This window comes from Fodinicola acaciae, from assembly GCF_010993745.1.
GTDB classification, from domain to species: domain Bacteria; phylum Actinomycetota; class Actinomycetes; order Mycobacteriales; family HKI-0501; genus Fodinicola; species Fodinicola acaciae.
The window spans coordinates 1,649,442-1,666,847 of record NZ_WOTN01000002.1; the positions used below are offsets into that span (position 1 = coordinate 1,649,442).

Sequence of the window (17,406 nt, forward strand, 5' to 3'; positions counted from 1 at the left end):
CCAAAACATCATGCCCTCACTCCTGGAACGGATTGAGCACCCGTACAGCGGCGGCTTGAAAATCCTTGGTGTTACGAGTGACCACCGTCCAGCCGTGCACGGCCGCTGTGGCCGCGATCAGCGCGTCCCGGCCGGAGCCGACCGGGCGGCCTGGTCTCGTCCCCACGACTTCGCCACGTCGACGGTCACCGGCACGATCCTGCCGCCGAACGCGTCGACGATATCGTCCAGCCAGGCTGCGAACACGGCCGCCTGGCCAGCGTCGCCTCGGCGATCGAGCCGGGCTGTCCCGCGCTCGATGTCGCCGATGGTAAGCGTGGAAACATGCATCTGGTCCCGGTCGGTTTCGGCGAACCAGGCGCGGACACCTCGATCTCCTGGACAGCGCGCAGCACGGCGCTGAAGCGCTGCTTGGCTTCCTGCACCTGCCAGTGGTCTCCGACGTGCTCGCTCATCGGCCCACCTCCGCACCTGTCCGTCATGGAAGGCGTAGCCTGCGGATTGCTCGCGGATGGCCCCCCTTCATAAGACCTGATCCGACCGTACGAAGACCGACCGACAGAAACGCGCCGCTCTAGCGCCAGGTGGTCTGCAGGCGTACGACGATGACGGCGAGCACGATCAGGGCGACCGCGAGCAGCACACCGCTCCAGCGATCGTTTTTGGCGACCTGCGTCGCGGTGACCGGAAGCGCCGCCAGCGAGACGACCAGGTAGGCGAGGTGCGTCACCGGCTCCGCCGGACGGTGGCCGCCGAGTTGGCCGACGAGGTCGAGGAGAGCCTGCAACAGCAAGGCGGCTTCCAGGATCGCGACGGTCGGCCAGGCGGCGCGCCAGCGATAGCGGTCGAGCGCGGCGGCGGCGAGTACGGCGATGCCGGCGGCCGCGCAGGTGAGCGTGATCGCCAGCGCGAGACCGTCGATCATGCCAGCCGTTTTCGCCGTTTTCGCGTACGGCGGCGGAAAAGCCAGGTCGACGCGGCCGTCACCGCGAGCGCCAGCGGCGTGAGGCCGAGCACGAACCAGATCGCCCGCCACCACGGATTCACCAGCCAACCGAAATGGCTCGCCTCGAAAACCTTGTCATAGAAGGTGTTCGCCAGCGGCTCGCCGGTGGTGTCGACCACCTTGACGTGGGCCGGATCGTGGCTGTCGACCATGACGGTGGTGTCACCGCTGTAAAAACCGCGATATTGGTACGCGGAGTACGAGCCGGCCAGCGAGATCGAATAATAACCCGGCGTCAGCGTCGCCGGTGTCGTCGCGTACGCCAGCCGGCCTGGATAGTGTTGCCGCGCGATCTGGATCGCTTTGTCCAAGCCGATCTCCGGCGCACCGGTCTTGTGTGGTCTGAACGCGAACCGGTTCTCGTCGACGGCATGTCCGCCGGTGACCGCCAACCACGCGTTTTCCACCGGTGGAAAGTAAATCGCCGCGCCCGTCAGTCCCCACATGAACAGGAAGGGCAGTGCGATCATGCCGATCACGTTGTGCAGGTCATAGTCGCGCGCGAAGCGGCCTTTGGTCGTACGTACGCGCCAGCCGTGGGAGAACCGGCGACATCCCGGCCACCAGGTGATCAGGCCGGTGATCGCCAGCAACACCATCAGCAGGCCGAGGACCACCAGGATCGCGGCACCCCAGGTGACCGACAGGCCGCCGACGTTCTGGCCGAGAAACGGCAGATAGCCCGGATATCCCTTGCAGCCGAGGCCACAGTCGTGCAGGTTGACCAAAAACCCCATCGCACCGCCGTTGAGCGCGGCCAGACCGGTGATCCGTCCGGTGCCCGGATCGACGCCATAGACATGCTCGTACGTCTGGTCGCCGACCGCGAGAATGCCGCCGTCCGCGCTGACCCAGGCGGCCGGAAACTCCGGATGCGCCGTTCGGACGATGTCGTACGCGCGCTGCGCGCTGACCGGATGTGCGGTCGCGCTGTGCCGATAGAGCTCTTGGTGCGTGGCGCGGAAATACTCCGCGTTGTAGAGCACGATCGCGCCGGATGTCGTTTCGACCAGCAGAAACAGGCCGAGCACCAGCGAGGTCCAGCGATGCGTGACCACCAGCGACCGGCGGATTGGCCGGCGCCGCCACCATTTCCGCAGTCGGCCACCGGACGTCGACCGTGCTCGCGCCACCTCGGTACGCGTCAGCACGGCCTCGTCGACGTCGGTGCGCACGGCTGACCTCCGCTCACGATGGCATAGCGGAGATAGGTTAGCCTTACTTAAGTCGTGAGTCCAGACGATCGGTGCGTGGCGAAGATCATCCGCCGAGCACGCCGAGCAGATGTGCGACCTGGTCGGCGACCGCGTCCCGGCCGGGACCGAGATACTTGCGGGGATCGACCAGTTTTTCGTCCTCCGCAAGGCGATCGCGTACGGCCGCGGTCAGGGCCTTGTTGAGATGCGTGGCGATGTTGATCTTCGTCATGCCGGCGGCGACGGCGGCGGCGAGGCCGTCGTCGGGCACGCCGGAGGAGCCGTGCAGGACCAGCGGCACCGCTACGGCCGCATGGATGTCGTGGATGAGCTCGTTGTCCAGCACGGCATCGCGCGTGAGCATCGCGTGCGAGCTGCCGACGGCGACCGCGAGAGCGTGGATGCCGGTCGACGCCACATATCGCGCCGCTTCGTCGGGATCGGTACGCACACCAGGCGCGTGTACGCCGTCCTTGCCGCCGACCTCGCCGAGCTCGGCCTCCACACGTGCGCCGAAGTCGCCGCACCAGCGTACGACCGCCGCCGTCGCGGTCACGTTTTCCTCGTACGCCAAAGCGGAACCGTCATACATGACCGACAGAAAGCCGAGTTTCACCGCCTCCTGAATGAGATCCTCACGCGTCGCATGGTCCAGGTGCACCGACACCGGCACGGCCGCGGCCTCGGCGATCGCCAGGCAGGCGCGGCCGATCGGCGCCAGCCGGCCGTGAAACTTGACGGTGTTTTCGCTGATCTGCAACACAACCGGCGCGCCGGCCCGTTCGGCGGCGGTGACGATCGCCTCGGCGTGTTCGAGCTGGATGACGTTGAAGGCGCCGACTCCGTGGCCGGCTTTCGCGGCTGGCAGGAGAATCTCGGCGATGTCGACGTGCGCCATCAGATCTCCCGGATCCATCGGCCGGCGCGTACGACTCCGGCCACGTCCAGATTTTCGTCCCACACCACGAGATCCGCCCGCAGGCCGGTGGAAATCGCGCCGACATCGGACAGGTTGTGCAGTCGCGCCGGCGTGAGAGTCGCGGCGCGTACGGCGTCGGTGAAAGCGACCCCCATGCCGACCGTACGAGCGACGACCTGCGCCAACGTCGCCGTACTGGAGGCGATGGAGCCGTTTTCCAGCCGTGCCACGCCATCCACGACGTGCACCTTGAGGTGGCCGAGCTGAAACTCGCCGTCGCCGACACCGGCGGCCGACATCGCATCGGTGACCAGTGCGATCCGGTCGGCGCCGAGTGTCGCGAAGAGCATGTCGACGGTGCCTGGAGCGAGGTGTACGCCGTCCGCGATCACCTCGCAGATCGCGCCGGCGGCGGCCATCGACGCGGCGATCGGACCCGGATCGCGGTGGTGCAAGGGCCGCATGCCGTTGAAAAGGTGCGTCGCCATCGAGGCGCCGGAGTCGAAACCGGCGCGCACGTCCTCGTACGACCCGTCCGTGTGGCCGACCGCCGTCACCACGCCGTGGTCGGCGCATCGCTTGATCAGGTCGAGGCCGCCGGGCAGCTCCGGCGCGATCGTCACCTGCCGCACGTGGCCGCGGCCGGCCTCGAGCACCGACTCCATCAGCTCGACGTCCGGCATCCGCAGCAGCTCGGGATCGTGCGCGCCTTTTCGTGCCACGTTCAGGAAAGGACCTTCGAGATAGATGCCGGCCAGCTCGCCGGCGTCGCAGCTGTCGGCCACCACGGCGGCGGCCGTACGCATGTCGTCCGGCTTGCCGGTCACCAGGCCGCCGAGCATCGACGTCGTACCAAAAGAGCGGTGGAAGTCGGTGACGGTCTGCACGGCTTTCGGCTCTGCGGCGTTGAACGCGGCGCCGTTGCCGCCATGGACGTGAATGTCGATCAGCCCGGGCGTCAGCCACCGGCCGCCGAGGTCGACACCGTCGGCCGGTCCCTCGCCGATCTCGGCGATCCGGTCGCCGTCGATGCGCAGCCAGCCGGCCTCGACCACCCGGTCCGGCAGCACCAGCCGAGCGTTGGACAGCACAGTCATGTCGTCTCTTTCCCGTTGAGGTTGTCCCAGGCCAGCAGGCCGGCGCCGATGACGGTGGCGCGCGCCCCGAGCTTGGCCGGCACGAGCGCGGGCAGTTGCTGGAAAGTGACCCGAGCGGCCATCGCCGCGTGCAGCGGCTCGAACAGCTTCGCGCCCGACTCGGCCAGGCCGCCGCCGACCACGATGACGCTCGGCGCGAGCAGGCTGACGTACGACACGAGTGCGCGCGCCAACGCCTGGACGGCCTCGTCCCAGACCTTGTCGGCGACCGGATCGGTGCCGAGCCGGTCGGCGATCTCGGCGGCCGTACGCTGCGTGCCGGCCTTCGCCGCGTAGTGCCGCGCGATCGCCGCGGCAGAGGAGATCGCCTCGAGGCAACCGCGGGCGCCGCAGCCGCAGAGCGGACCGCCTTCTTCCACGATCACGTGGCCGATCTCACCGGCCTGGCCGTGGCCGACGGTGATCGGATGTCCGCCGGCGGTGATCGCGCCGGCGATGCCCGTACCGATCGCGATGAACAGCTGGTCGGCGACTCCGGCGCCGGCGCCGATGCGCGCCTCGGCGAAGCCGCCGACCGCCAGGTCGTGCACGACCGTCGCGTTGATGCCGAGGCGCTGCTCGACGAGCTTGCGCAGCGGCACGTCGCGCCAGCCGATGTTGGCCGACCACAGCGCGATGCCCTGCTCGGCGTCGACCAACCCCGGCACCGCGAGCGAGGCCGCCTCGACCTCGTACTCGGCGGTCAGCTCGGCGCACAGCCGCAGGATCGTCTCGACGACGGCGTCCGGCCCGCGCTCCGGACCGGTCGGCGTCGTACGCGCGGTGACCGGCCGCAGCTGCTCGTCGAGGACCTCGGCCTTGATCCCAGTGCCGCCGACGTCGACGGCCAACACGGCTCGCATTCCCTGAGTCTGCCTCAGGTCAGGATGACCGAGCGGGTCAGATGCCGCGGGTTGTCCGCATCCAGACCGAGCGCGTTGGCCTTGGCCAGCGCCACGCGGTGCAGGCGTACCAGGTCGGCCAGCGGGTCCAGCTCGCTGGTCTCGAACCGGCCGCCGGTCGCCGCCACCTGCTCGGCCAGGCCTTCCGGCGCCGTGCCGAACATCCAGCTGACCCGGCCGGTCGTGGTGATCGCGATCGGACCGTGGCGATATTCCATCGCCGGATAGGACTCGGTCCACGACTGCGTCGACTCGCGCATCTTGAGCGCGGCCTCGTGCGCCAGGCCGACGGTCGCGCCGCGGCCGAGGAAGGTGTATTGGTCGGCCTTCACCAGGTCCTCGTCGATCGGCGCGTCTAGGGCCTTGCGGCCGTCGGCGATCGTCGCGGTCAGGTCTTCGCCGAGGTGCGCGCGAAAGGTCGCGATCGCGGTCGTGGCGAAACGCGTCTGCACCACCGACTTCTCGTCGGCCCAGTCCAGCGCGACGACGTCGGTGGTCAGGTTGGCGAGCGGGGTCGAGGTGTCGGCCAGGATGGCGGTCGTACGCGTGCCGCGAAGCTGATCGGCGACTTCGAGGACCTCGGTCGTCGTGCCGCTGCGGCTCAACAGGACCACGCGGTCATAGCCGCGGCCGAGCCGGTGCTCGCTGGCCGCGTACGCGTCGGTGAGGCCGTGGCCGGCGTCCTCGCGCAGCGCTGCGTAGACCTGCGCCATGAAAAACGACGTGCCACAGCCGACGACGGCGACCTTCTCACCGGCCGCCGGCAGCGCCTGCCGGACCTGTTTTGCCTGGTCGACCGCGCGTTGCCAGGCATCCGGCTGGTCGGCGATCTCGGCGGCGAGATACTGGTTGGCGTCGGTCACGAAGTCTCCTCAGTTGCGCGTTTCTGCTCGATAAGCGTCTCGTACGAACATGTCTGCGCGCAATTATTACCCTCATCACAGCGGGTGTACGCAGGTATGGTCAGTTTCATGGCGTACGAATTCGTGCTTGTCGAGCAGGATGGCCCGGTCGCCACCATCACGATGAACCGGCCCGGGCGCCGCAACGCGCTCTCGCTCGGCCACCTGCGCGAGCTGCAGGCGGCGTTTGCCGAGGTCGCGGCGTCGGAGGCGAGCGGGATCGTGTTGGCCGGGGCCGGCAAGGTGTTCTCCGCCGGCCACGACTTCGCCGACGTGGCGTCGGCCGACCTGCACGGCGTACGTGCGTTGCTGCGCACCTGCACCGACCTGTGCCAGACCATCCAGTCGGTGCCGCAGGTCGTCGTCGCACGCGTACACGGCCTGGCCACCGCCGCCGGCTGCCAACTGGTCGCCACCTGCGACCTCGCCGTCGCCGCCGAGTCGGCCGCTTTCGCCGCTCCGGGTGGAAAAGGCGGTTGGTTCTGCCACACCCCAATGGTCTCCATCGCGCGCAACGTCGGCCGTAAGCGCGCCATGGAGCTTGCGCTGACCGGCGACATGATCGACGCGCGCACGGCGTACGAGTGGGGACTGGTGAACCGGGTCGTGGCCGACTCGGATCTGGACAAGGAAGTGGCGTCCTTGTTGGCGGCGGCCACGCGGGGGAGCCGGCGGAGCAAGGGACTGGGGAAGGAAACGCTGTACGCCCAACTCGACCGTCCGGAGGCGGATGCGTATGCGTTGGCGCTGGAAGTGATGGCTGCGGCCAGCCAGACGGAGGAGGCGCGCGAGGGGATGGCGGCCTTCATGGAGAAAAGGTCGCCAGTCTGGCCCGGGTGAGTGGCTGGATTTATGGTTGTTGCGGTTGAGGGTTGAGTTTTCCTGATTGTTGCGTTTTGGGGGTGGTTGGGTTTTCGCCTTCGCGGCGGGCGCTCCTGCGCGGAGGGCGACCTCAAGGGGAGGGGCGCGCGGGGTTTCGCTGTTGGTCCGGTTGGGTGCCGCGGGTGCGGTTTCGTACGTGGTGTGGACCAGGAGTGTGGCTGGGGCGCCGGAGCTGCGGTGGCGTCCCGGTGGGTGGCGTGAGGGTCCAGTATGCGGGACGCGAAGGCGTGTGGAGCGCTAAATGTCCGGCTTGTGAGGGTCGCGGATGGCATGAATGTCGAGTTACTTGCGTTGGACGCAAGGAACAAGGCTTTCACGCCACAGTGATCCCCGGAGGCTGTGACGGGTGTGACTACTGAGGCTGATAATGCTGTTGTGGCTGTTGGGCTGCACCAAATGTCTATTTTGATGTCTTGTTAAACAAGTATTACGCAGCCGATCCGCCTCACCCGCATTGCCAGCCACAGTAGCCACACCAGCACCACCCGGACGCTGTGATGGCGTCCATGCCGACGGGTTGCTTCCCATACGTGACCGAGCAAGCCCAGAAAACCCAGCCCCGCCCACAAACCACCGCCCGCACCCCCATGCACACCGATTGGCATCCACGCGCCCCCTCCCTTGAGGTCGCCCTCCGCGCAGGAGCGCCCGCCGCGCAGGCGAAAAAACCAACCACCCACCCAACGCAACAAACAGAAAACCCAACCACCCACCCAACGCAACAAACAGAAAACCCAACCACCCACCCAACGCGACAAAGCAGAAAACCCAACCACTTCACCAACGCGACAACCAGGAGACGCACCACCTCACCAACGCACCAACGCCATCAATCCACCACCAGCCCTCAGCCCGCCCCTTAATGCGCCCCACTAGCAACCAACACCTTCGCCAACCCAGCCCGAGTCGCAACCACAAAAACAGTCTGCCCACCAACCAATCGATGCGCCAGCTCCGGCTGCCAAACAACCCCGCCTTCCTCCGTACGCACCCCAAAAACCCGCAACCGACCCGCCGCGTCCACTGTGGACAGTGCCGCACCGTCCAAGTCGCTGCCAGCGCCGACTGGGACGGCGGCGACGAGGAGGACGCGGCGGCCGGCGGGGATGGCGGCGAGGACCTGGCGGCCCATCATGGCGGCGGCGAAAACTGGCGCGGCGGCGTAGGAGACGCTGCGTGAGACCGACAGGCCGAGCCGGCGGTCGACGCGGTCGGCGAGGTCGGGGTCGAAGAGGCGGAGTACGACGCGCGTGTCGGGGCGCAGCGCGCGTGCCGTCAGGCCGGCTTCCAGGTTGACGACGTCGTCGTCGGTCACCGCGACGACGCAACGCGCGCGACCGGCGCCGGCGGCGGCCAGAGTGCTGGCGTCGCTGGCGTCGCCGCTGACCATCGGTACGCCGAGCCGTCGCGCAGCGGCGAGCATCGCCGGCGAAGGATCGCGCTCGATGCCTACGACCTCGACTCCAGCCGCGCGCAGCTGGTCGCAGACGCGCAGGCCGACCGTACCCATGCCACACACGACGATGTGATCCTGTGGCCGGCCGACCGGCGGTCCCAACGCGCGTACCAACCGCGCGCCGACCAGGTTGTCGACGACCGCGGCCGTGAGGAGCGCGACGACGAGTACGCCCAGCAGCATCACCACGACACCGGCGAGCTGCAGCCAGGCCGGCGCCTCCGCCAGGTTGATGTCGCCATAGCCGGTGGTCGTCACGGTCGTGACGGTGAAATACAGCGCCTCGACCCAATGCAGCCGCAGGCCAAACTTGAACAGTACGGTCGCCAGCACCACGACGACCGTGAGGCTGGCCAGCGCGAGCCGCAGTCGCTGGTCGGTGAACTGACCCAATACGCCGAACCATTCCGTCAGCCGCCGCTTGACGGCACCCGGTTGCGCGGCGGCGGCTGCGACCACTGTTCGCAACAGGGACGCGGATGGCGTGCCGAGCACCAGGAAAGCATCGTCGGTGGAGGCCGGCAGCATGCTGATGTTGCCGTCGTCGCGATAACGCGCGAGCGGCACGACGACATCGTCGACGGCAGTCGGTGCGCCGGCGGTGAAGGTGCGGTCGGCGGCCGCGATTGGCCGGCCGCGGCCGTCGCCGAGGGCCGCCTCGACGAAGGACGGCGCCGCGATGGCCGACGCCGACAGGACCGTACAGTCGTCGAACAGGTCGTCGATGCGCTGGCCGAGTCGCAGGTTGAACATCCGCATGACCAGCCGCAGCCGCGGGTTGAGCTCGGCGGCGACCAGTGCGGCGTGCACGTTGGTCTCGTCGCCTTCGCCGACCAACGCGAGCGCTCTCGCGTTTTCGACACCGGCTTTGACCAGCACGGCGGCGTCGGTCGGTGAGCCGGTGACGACCTCGGCGCCGAGTTCGCGGACCAGCCGTACGACCTCGGGATGGCCGTCCGCGATCACCGCGACCGCGCGCTCGTCGAGCATGGCGAGCTCCTCGAGCATCCGTACGACCAGCGTGTCGTCGCCGCAGACGATCATCCGCGGAGCCCTCGCGTCACTGGTCACGCGCGGATCGTACCGATGGCCGCATGGCCACCATGCGTGCATCGAACGCAAGCATGGTGGCCATGCGGACTACAGCCCGAGGTGGTGCGGAGCGGCGGCCAGCGCGCGCCAGTGGCTGGCGGGGTCGGGGAGCAGCCGGCGGGTACGCAGGTCGAGCAGGCCGCCGACGCTGCTGACCTCGGCGACCGCGGTGCCGTCGGCGAGCGTGAACCGCTGCGAGACGCGGCTGGTTTTGCCGCTGCCGTAGGAAAAAGCCGTTGCGATGTGCACCTCGTCGCCGGCCCGCAGCTCATGCTGGAAACGGACCGTCGTCTCCAGGTTCACCGGTCCGACCCGTGCCTCCGCCAAGGCGTCCAGCGACACGCCGGCCGCGCGTACGCACTCCCAGCGCGCGTGGTCGGCGTAGTCGAGATACGCCGAGCCGCGCACGTGTCCGTTGGTGTCCAGATCCCACAGCCGTACGGCGATCGTGACCATGTCGCCAGCCTGCCGGCCGCGGCCTCAGCGGTCTGGAAGATTCCGGCCAACCTCGCGCTGCGCCGACCAGCGCCGCACCAACGCGCCAGGCGACGACCCGGACAGCGCCAGGCACTCGCGACCCAGATGCGACTGGTCGGCATAGCCGAGATCGGCGGCCACCGCTGCCAACCCGAAACCAGCGGCGACCGCCGGCAGCCGTCGTACGAACCGCTGGAAGCGCAGCACGCGATGCAGCGTCTTGGGGCCATAGCCGACCTGGTCACGAAACACGCGCCGGAGCTGCCGATCGCTCAGACCGACCGCGTCCAGCCGCGACACGCCACCGGCCACCAGCGACGCGGCCGCCAACGCCACCCGGTCCGGCTCGCCGGCCAGCTCACCGACCAGCCGGAGCAAGGCGAGCCGCGGATCGCCGGCCAGCGACTCCTGCCACCGGCGCGCGCGTCGACCGTGCAGAGCCTCGAGCCGGCCAGGCAGCTCATTGGCCGGACAGCCGAAGACCGTACGCGCCGCACCTGGCCGCAGCCGTACGCCGACGCTCACCACCTCGGCCTCGACCGGCTCGCGTACGGCGTGCGCGACCGCGCCGGCGACCAGCAGCTCGCGGCCGTTCCAGACCAGCTCGGTGCAGCCGTCCGGCAGCACGCGCAGCCGCCGCGACCAGCCGGCCTGACCGCGCCAGCTGCCGGCGACGAGGTCCCTCAGCGCTGGTGGCGGTGGATACGCGACGTATTCGGTCAGCCGCCCGCCGGCGCCGGCCAGCCGTCCACCACGCAGCGGCGACGGCAACTCAGACGCCTGTCGTCGCGGCGATCCGGCCGTTTTTCGCCGCGGTCGCCAGCGCCTCGTGGTCGGCCTCCGTGCGGTCGGCGTACGCGACCGCGAAGGTCTCGGTCGCCTTGTCGAACGCGTCGCCGTCCTTGCCGGCACCGAGATAAGCGTGCAGCAGCTTGGCATCGACCGACATGCAGTGCGCGCGACCGAGCACCGCGCCGGTGATGCGCGCGTAGTCATCGAGCTGGTGCGCCTTCAGCAGCGCCGGATCCACGCTGCCTTTCATATCGCGGAACTGGCGGACGAGATAGGGCCGGTCGTCGATCGTCGTCCAGCCGAGCAGGATGTCGTTGACGGTCTGCATCCAGCGCTGGCCGCGGATGATCCGCTCGCCCTGGTGATCATACGGGCCGGGATCGGTCCACGGCGCCAGAGCGCTCGTCCGAGCCTCCTTGACCTGCAGGATCAGCACGTCGTCGTCGCCACCGTTGCCATGCAGCAGCACAACGTAGCCGCGGTTGCCGACGCTGCCGAGACCGCTGACCCGGAAGGCGACGTCGGCCACCGCGAACCGGCCGAGCAGGAAGCGCAGCTCCGGTCCGAGGCCGGCCGCGTACGTCCCAAGACCGCCGAGGATGCCGTCGCGCTCCTCGCCGTGCACGCGCCGCAGGATCGGCGGGTCCTCGACGAAGTGGAACTGGTCCGTACGCGGCCGCTGCGCGAACTTCGTCGCCGCGCGGTGGCTGGTGTTCTTGCGCGCTTTCTTCGACACGCGCTCAAAAGTGTCCTCAAGATCGTCCAGGTCGAAGTGGCCGAGCGTGGTCTCGTCGTTGGTGACATACCAACCGTCCATGGTCGGCAGCGTCGCGATCTCGTGCACGGCGGCGCGATACGTACGCGCGGCGTGGCGTGCGGCCTTGCGGCACGCGTCGTCGTCGGCGCCGGCCTCGCGACCGGCGACGACCAGGCTGGTGGCCAGCCGGCGCAGGTCCCATTCCCACGGACCGCGTACGGTCTCGTCGAAGTCGTTGAGGTCGAAGACCAGCCGCCGCTCCGGGGAGGCGTAGAGGCCGAAGTTGGCGGCGTGCGCGTCGCCGCAGATCTGCACGTCGACGCCGGTCTTCGGCGCTGTCGCCAGGTCGGCCGCCATCAGCGCCGCCGAGCCGCGCAGGAAGGCGAACGGCGAGCTGATCATCCGGCCGACGCGTACGGCGGCCAGGTCGGTCAGCCGCTCCGCGTTGGTCCGCTCGGTGATCGCCACCGGATCGGCGCCGGTGCGGTCCGGCAGCACGGCGTGCCGGTCGTGCGGACACGACTCGCGCAGCTTCTCGCCGGCCGCGCGGACTTGGTCAGGATCGATATGGACGGAGAAGGGATTCGCTTGGGTCACCTCTGGCACGTTATAACCCCGCGGCGACAGTCCGCGGCCGATTCACCTCGGCGGCAGCCGGTGTGAGATCTCGCGGGTCAGCGCTGAGGCAGCGGTGCGGACGGCCGGTGCGAGTCGCTCCGCGTCCAGCCGGCGCGCGTTGCCGGTGATCGAGATCGCCGCCACGATCCGCCGCCGGCTGTCGAAGATCGGCGCCGCGACCGCCGACACGCCGACTTCAGCCTCCTCGTGATTGACCCCGTAGCCGCGCTCCACGACCCGCGCCAGGTCACGTTGCAGCAGGCCAGGCATCACGATCGTGCGCGGTGTGTGCCTGGTCAGGCCGGCGCTGACCGCCTGCCGAAACCACTCCGGCGGACCGAGCGCGAGGAAGGTCTTGCCGGTCGCCGTGCAGTGCACCGGCATCCGGCCGCCGGCACCGGACAGGATCGGCGTCGACCGGTGGCCGTTCAGCTTTTCCACGAACAGTGTGTGTACGCCGTCCGGCACCGCCAGGTGAATGTTTTCGTGCGTGGCCTCGTAAAGATCCTCCAGATACGGCAGCGCCGCCTCACGCAGGTCGCGCCGCCGCGGCACCCGGTGGCCGAGCTCGAACAGCTTCATGCCGAGCCGATAGCCGCCGGCCGTGCGCTCCACGCCACCCCACTCGGCCAGGCCGTTGACCAGCCGGTGTGCGGTGGGTTTGGGCAGGCCGGTGCGCGCGGCCAGCTGCGCGAGCGTCAGCTCGGTGTCCGCCTCGCCGAACGCGTCGAGCAGCAGGAGACCACGAGCCAGCACCGACTTCGGCAGCTCCATCCGTCGATGATGCTACTGGCGGCGGTGGCTTGTCACCGGAACGTCGACCAACAGCGGACCGTCGCGCCGAATCGCGGCGCGCAGCTCGTCGGTGTCGGCGACTCGTACGGACGGAATGCCGAAAAAGGCCGCGGCGGTCGTCCAGTCCAGCCCTCCGAGCGTCAGGCCGGTGTATTCGCCGAGCTGCGTCGACCTGCTCTTGTCGCGGTCCAGCGTTTCCTTGAGCGTGCGGTATTCGCCGTTGTTGATCACCACAAACGTCACCGGCACGGCGTAACGCGCCGCGCTCCACAGTCCCTGCAGGCCGAACATCGTGCAACCGTCGCCGAGCACCGCGACCACCGGCCGGTCCGGCGCGCCGAGTTTCGTACCGATGGCCGCGCCGACTCCCCAGCCGAGGCCGCCGCCGATCGTGTGGACGTACGACCGGGGCCGGTCCTGCCGGAGCACCTGGCGCAGGTGTACGCCGGCGGTGATCGCCTCCTCGACCACCACCACGTCTTTCGGTAGTGCCGCAACGATCGCGCGTACGGCCGTGAGTGGATCGATCGGCGCGTCGGCTTTCGCTACTTCTATCGCTGCTTGTGCCTTATGTGGTTTTGGTTGTGATGATGGCAAAAGCTCGGCGATGGCGGCGAGCGACGGTGCGAGTCCACCGACCAGTCCGGCGCGTACGGCGAAATTCCGGCCGATCTCGGCGGCATCGGTGTCCAGCTGGACAACCGTCGCGCCGTCCGGGATCGGCGAGCCGGGTGTGTAGTGGTGCGGCATGAATGCGTGGCAGCCGACGATCAGCACGACGTCGTATGGACTCAGGGCCGCGCGGATCGCCGCGTTGGTCGGAGTCAGCGGACCGGCGAAAAGCGGATGGTTGCCGGGAAAGTTGACGCCGTCGTTCATCGGCTGGTGATAGACGTGCGCGTCGAGCGCCTCGGCGACCGCCACCAGCTCGTCGACAGCGTCGTCGCGGCCGACGCCGTCACCGGCCACGATCACCGGATTTCGCGCATTCTTGAGGATTTCCGTGGCATCGGCGACCTCGGCGGCCGCGAACGGCGCGACCGTGGAGCGGCCCGGCACCTGCACCGAGGTCTGCTCGGCGAGCAGATCCATCGGGATGGAAAGGAAAACCGGTCCGGTCGGCGGCTGCGTGGCCAAGGCGAAGGCGCGCCGCAGCGCTGTCGGCAGATCGTAGGCGTGCTGCACCTCGTACGCGTGTTTCACCGCAGCGGAAGCCAAACCGACCAGGTCGCCGGACAACATCGGGTCCTGCAACCGGTGCCGGCGGTCCTGTTGGCCGGCGGTGACGACCATCGGCGTACGCGACCGGCTCGCGTTCAGCAGGCCGATCAGGCCGTTGGCGACGCCGGCGGCCACATGCAGGTTGACGAAGGACGGCCGGCGGGTCGCTCGCGCATAGCCGTCGGCCATCGAAACCGCCGACAACTCCTGCAATGCGAGCAGATACTCGAAGTCCGGGTTGCCGGCGAGTGCGTCGATCAGCGGCAGCTCGGTCGTACCCGGATTGCCGAAGATCCGGTCGACGCCTTCCTCGCGCAGGATCTGGAACAGCGCTTCAATCGGTGTCACGGCGGTCCTTCCCAGACGCTAGACGAAAGCGGAGCCGCCATCGACGTTAATCGTCTGTCCGGTCAGAAAACCGCTGCCGTCGGCGCAGACGTAGAGCAGAGTGGAGATCAGGTCCGCCGGGCTTTCGGTGCGGGGGATCGCCTGCATCGCGCGTACGCGCTCAAACCCGCCGTCCGCGCCGGTCGTACGCGCCGCTGTCTCGGTCGACGCGAGACCCGGTGAGATCGCGTTCACGGTGATGCCGTCGGCGCCGACGGCGTTGGCCAGAGCCCGGGTGAAACCGACCAGGCCGGCCTTGGATGTCGTGTATGCCACCAAATCCGGCGGTCCGAGAAAGACGACCGCCGACACGATGTTGACGATCCGGCCCCAGCCGGACGCCTTCAGATGCGGCAGGGCCGCGCCGGTCACCAGAAACGGACCGTCCAGGTTGAGCCGCATGATCCGGTGCCAGTCGTCGATGGTCGTCTTCTCGAACGGGATCGGCGGATAGATCCCCGCGTTGTTGACGACGATGTGCACCGCGCCGAATTTCCTTATGACGGCCGCGATCGCCGCCCGCACCTGGGCAGGCTCGGTGACATCTGCCTTGACCGGCAGGAACTCGCCGCCGGTGTGCGCGATCCGCTCGGCCGTCTCGGCCTGGTCGGCGATGTCCCAGCCGGCGACCGGATATCCACGCGCCGCCAGCGCGACGGCGAACTCCTGGCCGAGTCCACGCGCGGCACCGGTGACGACCGCGATCCGGTTGGTCTGCATGCGGCCAGCCTGAAACGTCCGGGATGTCGCGGACAAGAGTGGCGTTTCTTTCAGTGAAACGCGCGCCTTGCCGGTCGCGTCCGCAGCCTCGACGCTGACGCCTGTGACGCACGCCGCAAACCGAAGCCGCTCGCTCGGCATGCTGCGCGACCAGCTCGGTGTGGTCGTCGTCCTGGTCATCCTGGTGGCCGCCGTCGGCATCGCCCAGCCAAACTTCCTGCGTACGTCCAACCTGCTCTCCACGGTGCAGGGATCGGTCTACGTCGGCCTGATGGCGGCCGGCATGGTTTTCGCTTTGGCGATGCGGGAAGTCGACCTGTCCGTCGGTGGCACGTACGCGCTGACGGTCGTCGTCGGAGCGGTGTTGATCCGCGACGGGTTCTCGCCGTGGGTCGCGATGCTGGTCATTCTCGCCCTGGCCGCGCTGCTCGGTGCCGGCAACGGCGTGGTCACCACGTATCTGCAGTTGCCGTCCTTCATCGTCACGTTGGCCAGTTCGTTGCTTTTCCGCGGCGTCGCGCTGGCGATGGCCAACGGCAAGCAGATCAGTGGCCTGCCGCAGGACCACCCGTTTTTCGCCGTACTCGGCGGAAACGTCGCCGGAGTGCCGGCGTCGATCTGGATCCTGCTGATCGCCACGGTGGTTTTGGCGGTGTTGTTCGCGAAAACGCGGTTTGGCGCGCGCGTACGCGCGGTCGGCTCGAATCCGGACGCGGCGCGGTTCAGTGGGCTCCCGATCGCGCGTACGCGCATCTTGGCACTCGGCCTGTCCGGCCTGATGGCCGGCGTCGCCGGCGTGCTCGGGCTGGCTTTCTACACGGCCGGCGATCCGACCATCGGCGGTGGCTACGAGCTGACCGCGATCGCCGCCTGCATCATCGGCGGCACACCGCTGGCCGGCGGCCGCGGATCGGTGCCTGGTGCGGTGATCGGCAACCTGATCCTGTCGACGGTGGCGGCCAGCCTGGTGTTCTTCCAGGTGCCGATCAACTGGACGACCTTTGCCACCGGTGCGGTGATCCTGATCGCCGTCGCGTTCGACAGCGTGTTGCGCCGCCGCGGCTTTTCCTGGTTTCGCAGGCAAAACTCCGGGAGGACGGAATGAACCGGAAAGCGACCGTCGCCGTGGTCATGGCGTGCGTGCTGTTCGCGGCCGGATGCGGTGGATCCGGTGGTGCGTCCGGAAAGCTCAGCATGGGGATCGTGGTCGCCAACATCAGCCTGAACTTCGGCCACGAGATGGCGCAAGGTGCCACGCTGGCCGCGCAGCACGAAGGCGGTGTGGACTTCAAGGCGGTCGGCCCGCCGAACACCGATGGTCCGGCGGAGGTGCAGCTTTTCCAGAATCTCACGACGACCTCGCCGGACGGCATCATCGTGATGAACCTGGATCCGCCGCTGTTCACCAGGCCGGAGTCGCAGGCCATCGACAAGGGCATCCCGGTGTTGGCGCTGGACACCGCGCCACTCAGCGGCAGCAAGGTGAGTTTCTACGTAGGAAACGACAACTACGATCTGGGTGCGCAGCTGGCGCAGGAGGCGATCAAGCGGCTGCCGAAGAATCCGACCGGCCAGGTCGTTGTCGGCGTACCGAATCCCGGCACGCCGGTGCTGGACTCGCGCGCTCTCGGCATCAAGGAGACTTTTGCCAAGCTGGCGCCAAATGTGCAGGTGCTCGGACCGTTCCAGACCTACAGTGACCCGAACCAGAACTACACCGCGTGGAGTGCGTTGGTGCACGCACATCCGCAGGCGCTGGCGTTTCTCGGGGTCGGCGACGCGGACAGCTACGACCTGGCCAAGATCAAGCAGACCGAGAAGGGAAGATATCTGGTCGCCGGCACCGATGTCGACGCGCAGACGCTGCGATATGTGAAGGCCGGCGTGGACTTCGTGACGATCGATCCGGAGCATTTCCTGAAGGGCTACATCGCTGGCGCACTGCTGGTCCGGTTGCGCAAGGCCGGCAAGCCGTTGCCGCAGGGATGGCTGCGGATGCCGGGTCTGGTGGTCGACCAGTCCAATGTGGACAAGGTGATCGCCAGGGAGAAGTCGCCGCAGGCCGCGTACGCGTTCTACAAGCCGCAGATCGACCAGATTCTCGGCGACCAGGCGGCATACCTGAAACCGCTGACCTCGGCGCGCTGA

At 68.5% G+C, this 17,406-nt stretch carries 18 protein-coding genes; 3 read left to right on the plus strand and 15 right to left on the minus strand.

Annotated features, from left to right (window positions below; all coding sequences use genetic code 11):
• Positions 1-16 precede the first annotated feature (16 nt).
• From GNX95_RS22955 to GNX95_RS22990, 8 genes are all read right to left on the minus strand, one after another.
• A complete protein-coding gene (locus GNX95_RS22955) occupies positions 17-166 on the minus strand; it encodes a type II toxin-antitoxin system VapC family toxin (protein WP_163509447.1) in 150 nt (49 codons plus the stop codon).
• 19 nt (positions 167-185) lie between these two features.
• On the minus strand, positions 186-455 hold the full coding sequence (locus tag GNX95_RS22960) for a hypothetical protein (protein ID WP_163509448.1): 270 nt from the start codon (positions 453-455) through the stop codon (positions 186-188).
• 119 nt (positions 456-574) lie between these two features.
• A complete protein-coding gene (locus tag GNX95_RS22965) occupies positions 575-925 on the minus strand; it encodes a hypothetical protein (RefSeq protein ID WP_163509449.1) in 351 nt (116 codons plus the stop codon).
• Positions 922-2,181, minus strand: coding sequence for a PepSY-associated TM helix domain-containing protein (locus tag GNX95_RS22970; RefSeq protein WP_163509450.1), 1,260 nt, complete (start codon positions 2,179-2,181; stop codon positions 922-924). The genes GNX95_RS22965 and GNX95_RS22970 overlap by 4 nt, the downstream gene beginning before the upstream one ends.
• 85 nt (positions 2,182-2,266) lie before the next feature.
• On the minus strand, positions 2,267-3,118 hold the full coding sequence (locus GNX95_RS22975; RefSeq protein ID WP_246281711.1) for a class II fructose-bisphosphate aldolase: 852 nt from the start codon (positions 3,116-3,118) through the stop codon (positions 2,267-2,269).
• On the minus strand, positions 3,100-4,218 hold the full coding sequence (gene nagA / locus GNX95_RS22980) for an N-acetylglucosamine-6-phosphate deacetylase (RefSeq protein ID WP_163509451.1): 1,119 nt from the start codon (positions 4,216-4,218) through the stop codon (positions 3,100-3,102). Before nagA ends, GNX95_RS22975 begins: the two co-directional genes overlap by 19 nt.
• Positions 4,215-5,120 carry an ROK family protein gene (locus GNX95_RS22985; RefSeq protein ID WP_163509452.1) on the minus strand — a complete coding sequence of 302 codons (906 nt, stop codon included), beginning with the start codon at positions 5,118-5,120 and terminating at the stop codon, positions 4,215-4,217. The genes nagA and GNX95_RS22985 overlap by 4 nt, the downstream gene beginning before the upstream one ends.
• Before the next feature lie 14 nt (positions 5,121-5,134).
• Positions 5,135-6,022: an SIS domain-containing protein gene (locus GNX95_RS22990; protein WP_163509453.1), complete on the minus strand. Its 888-nt coding sequence runs from the start codon at positions 6,020-6,022 to the stop codon at positions 5,135-5,137.
• Between the two features lie 108 nt (positions 6,023-6,130).
• On the opposite strand from GNX95_RS22990, the gene GNX95_RS22995 reads away from it, so the two are divergent.
• On the plus strand, positions 6,131-6,901 hold the full coding sequence (locus tag GNX95_RS22995) for an enoyl-CoA hydratase-related protein (protein WP_163509454.1): 771 nt from the start codon (positions 6,131-6,133) through the stop codon (positions 6,899-6,901).
• A gap of 901 nt (positions 6,902-7,802) precedes the next feature.
• On the opposite strand, the gene GNX95_RS23000 is transcribed toward GNX95_RS22995, so the two are convergent.
• From GNX95_RS23000 to GNX95_RS23030, 7 genes are all read right to left on the minus strand, one after another.
• Positions 7,803-9,470: an NAD-binding protein gene (locus GNX95_RS23000; protein WP_163509455.1), complete on the minus strand. Its 1,668-nt coding sequence runs from the start codon at positions 9,468-9,470 to the stop codon at positions 7,803-7,805.
• A gap of 69 nt (positions 9,471-9,539) precedes the next feature.
• Positions 9,540-9,947, minus strand: a complete 408-nt coding sequence (locus tag GNX95_RS23005; protein ID WP_163509456.1) for a thioesterase family protein — start codon at positions 9,945-9,947, stop codon at positions 9,540-9,542.
• A gap of 24 nt (positions 9,948-9,971) precedes the next feature.
• Complete coding sequence (locus GNX95_RS23010; RefSeq protein WP_163509457.1) at positions 9,972-10,739, minus strand: helix-turn-helix domain-containing protein; 768 nt, start codon at positions 10,737-10,739, stop codon at positions 9,972-9,974.
• A gap of 1 nt (position 10,740) precedes the next feature.
• The gene (locus tag GNX95_RS23015; RefSeq protein ID WP_222853827.1) at positions 10,741-12,114 is read right to left on the minus strand and encodes a DUF2252 domain-containing protein; all 1,374 of its coding nucleotides are present in this window, start codon (positions 12,112-12,114) and stop codon (positions 10,741-10,743) included.
• A gap of 42 nt (positions 12,115-12,156) precedes the next feature.
• Positions 12,157-12,909 carry an IclR family transcriptional regulator gene (locus GNX95_RS23020; protein WP_163509458.1) on the minus strand — a complete coding sequence of 251 codons (753 nt, stop codon included), beginning with the start codon at positions 12,907-12,909 and terminating at the stop codon, positions 12,157-12,159.
• Positions 12,910-12,921: 12 nt separating this feature from the next.
• Positions 12,922-14,499 carry a thiamine pyrophosphate-binding protein gene (locus GNX95_RS23025; RefSeq protein WP_163509459.1) on the minus strand — a complete coding sequence of 526 codons (1,578 nt, stop codon included), beginning with the start codon at positions 14,497-14,499 and terminating at the stop codon, positions 12,922-12,924.
• 18 nt (positions 14,500-14,517) lie between these two features.
• Entirely contained in the window at positions 14,518-15,258 is a 741-nt protein-coding gene (locus GNX95_RS23030) for an SDR family NAD(P)-dependent oxidoreductase (RefSeq protein ID WP_163509460.1), read from the minus strand.
• Positions 15,259-15,361: 103 nt separating this feature from the next.
• Between GNX95_RS23030 and GNX95_RS23035 the strand changes: the two genes are divergently transcribed.
• Positions 15,362-16,363 (plus strand): ABC transporter permease, encoded by a 1,002-nt coding sequence (locus GNX95_RS23035; protein WP_222853828.1) that lies wholly within the window; start codon positions 15,362-15,364, stop codon positions 16,361-16,363.
• Positions 16,360-17,406, plus strand: coding sequence for a sugar ABC transporter substrate-binding protein (locus GNX95_RS23040; protein ID WP_163509461.1), 1,047 nt, complete (start codon positions 16,360-16,362; stop codon positions 17,404-17,406). The genes GNX95_RS23035 and GNX95_RS23040 overlap by 4 nt, the downstream gene beginning before the upstream one ends.

Coding starts and splice junctions, on each gene's coding strand:
- GNX95_RS22960 (WP_163509448.1), bottom strand. CDS start 455: ATGAGCGAGCACGTCGGAGACCACTGGCAGGTGCAGGAAGCCAAGCAG.
- GNX95_RS22965 (WP_163509449.1), bottom strand. CDS start 925: ATGATCGACGGTCTCGCGCTGGCGATCACGCTCACCTGCGCGGCCGCC.
- GNX95_RS22975 (WP_246281711.1), bottom strand. CDS start 3,118: ATGGATCCGGGAGATCTGATGGCGCACGTCGACATCGCCGAGATTCTC.
- nagA (WP_163509451.1), bottom strand. CDS start 4,218: ATGACTGTGCTGTCCAACGCTCGGCTGGTGCTGCCGGACCGGGTGGTC.
- GNX95_RS22985 (WP_163509452.1), bottom strand. CDS start 5,120: ATGCGAGCCGTGTTGGCCGTCGACGTCGGCGGCACTGGGATCAAGGCC.
- GNX95_RS22995 (WP_163509454.1), top strand. CDS start 6,131: ATGGCGTACGAATTCGTGCTTGTCGAGCAGGATGGCCCGGTCGCCACC.
- GNX95_RS23005 (WP_163509456.1), bottom strand. CDS start 9,947: ATGGTCACGATCGCCGTACGGCTGTGGGATCTGGACACCAACGGACAC.
- GNX95_RS23020 (WP_163509458.1), bottom strand. CDS start 12,909: ATGGAGCTGCCGAAGTCGGTGCTGGCTCGTGGTCTCCTGCTGCTCGAC.
- GNX95_RS23030 (WP_163509460.1), bottom strand. CDS start 15,258: ATGCAGACCAACCGGATCGCGGTCGTCACCGGTGCCGCGCGTGGACTC.
- GNX95_RS23040 (WP_163509461.1), top strand. CDS start 16,360: ATGAACCGGAAAGCGACCGTCGCCGTGGTCATGGCGTGCGTGCTGTTC.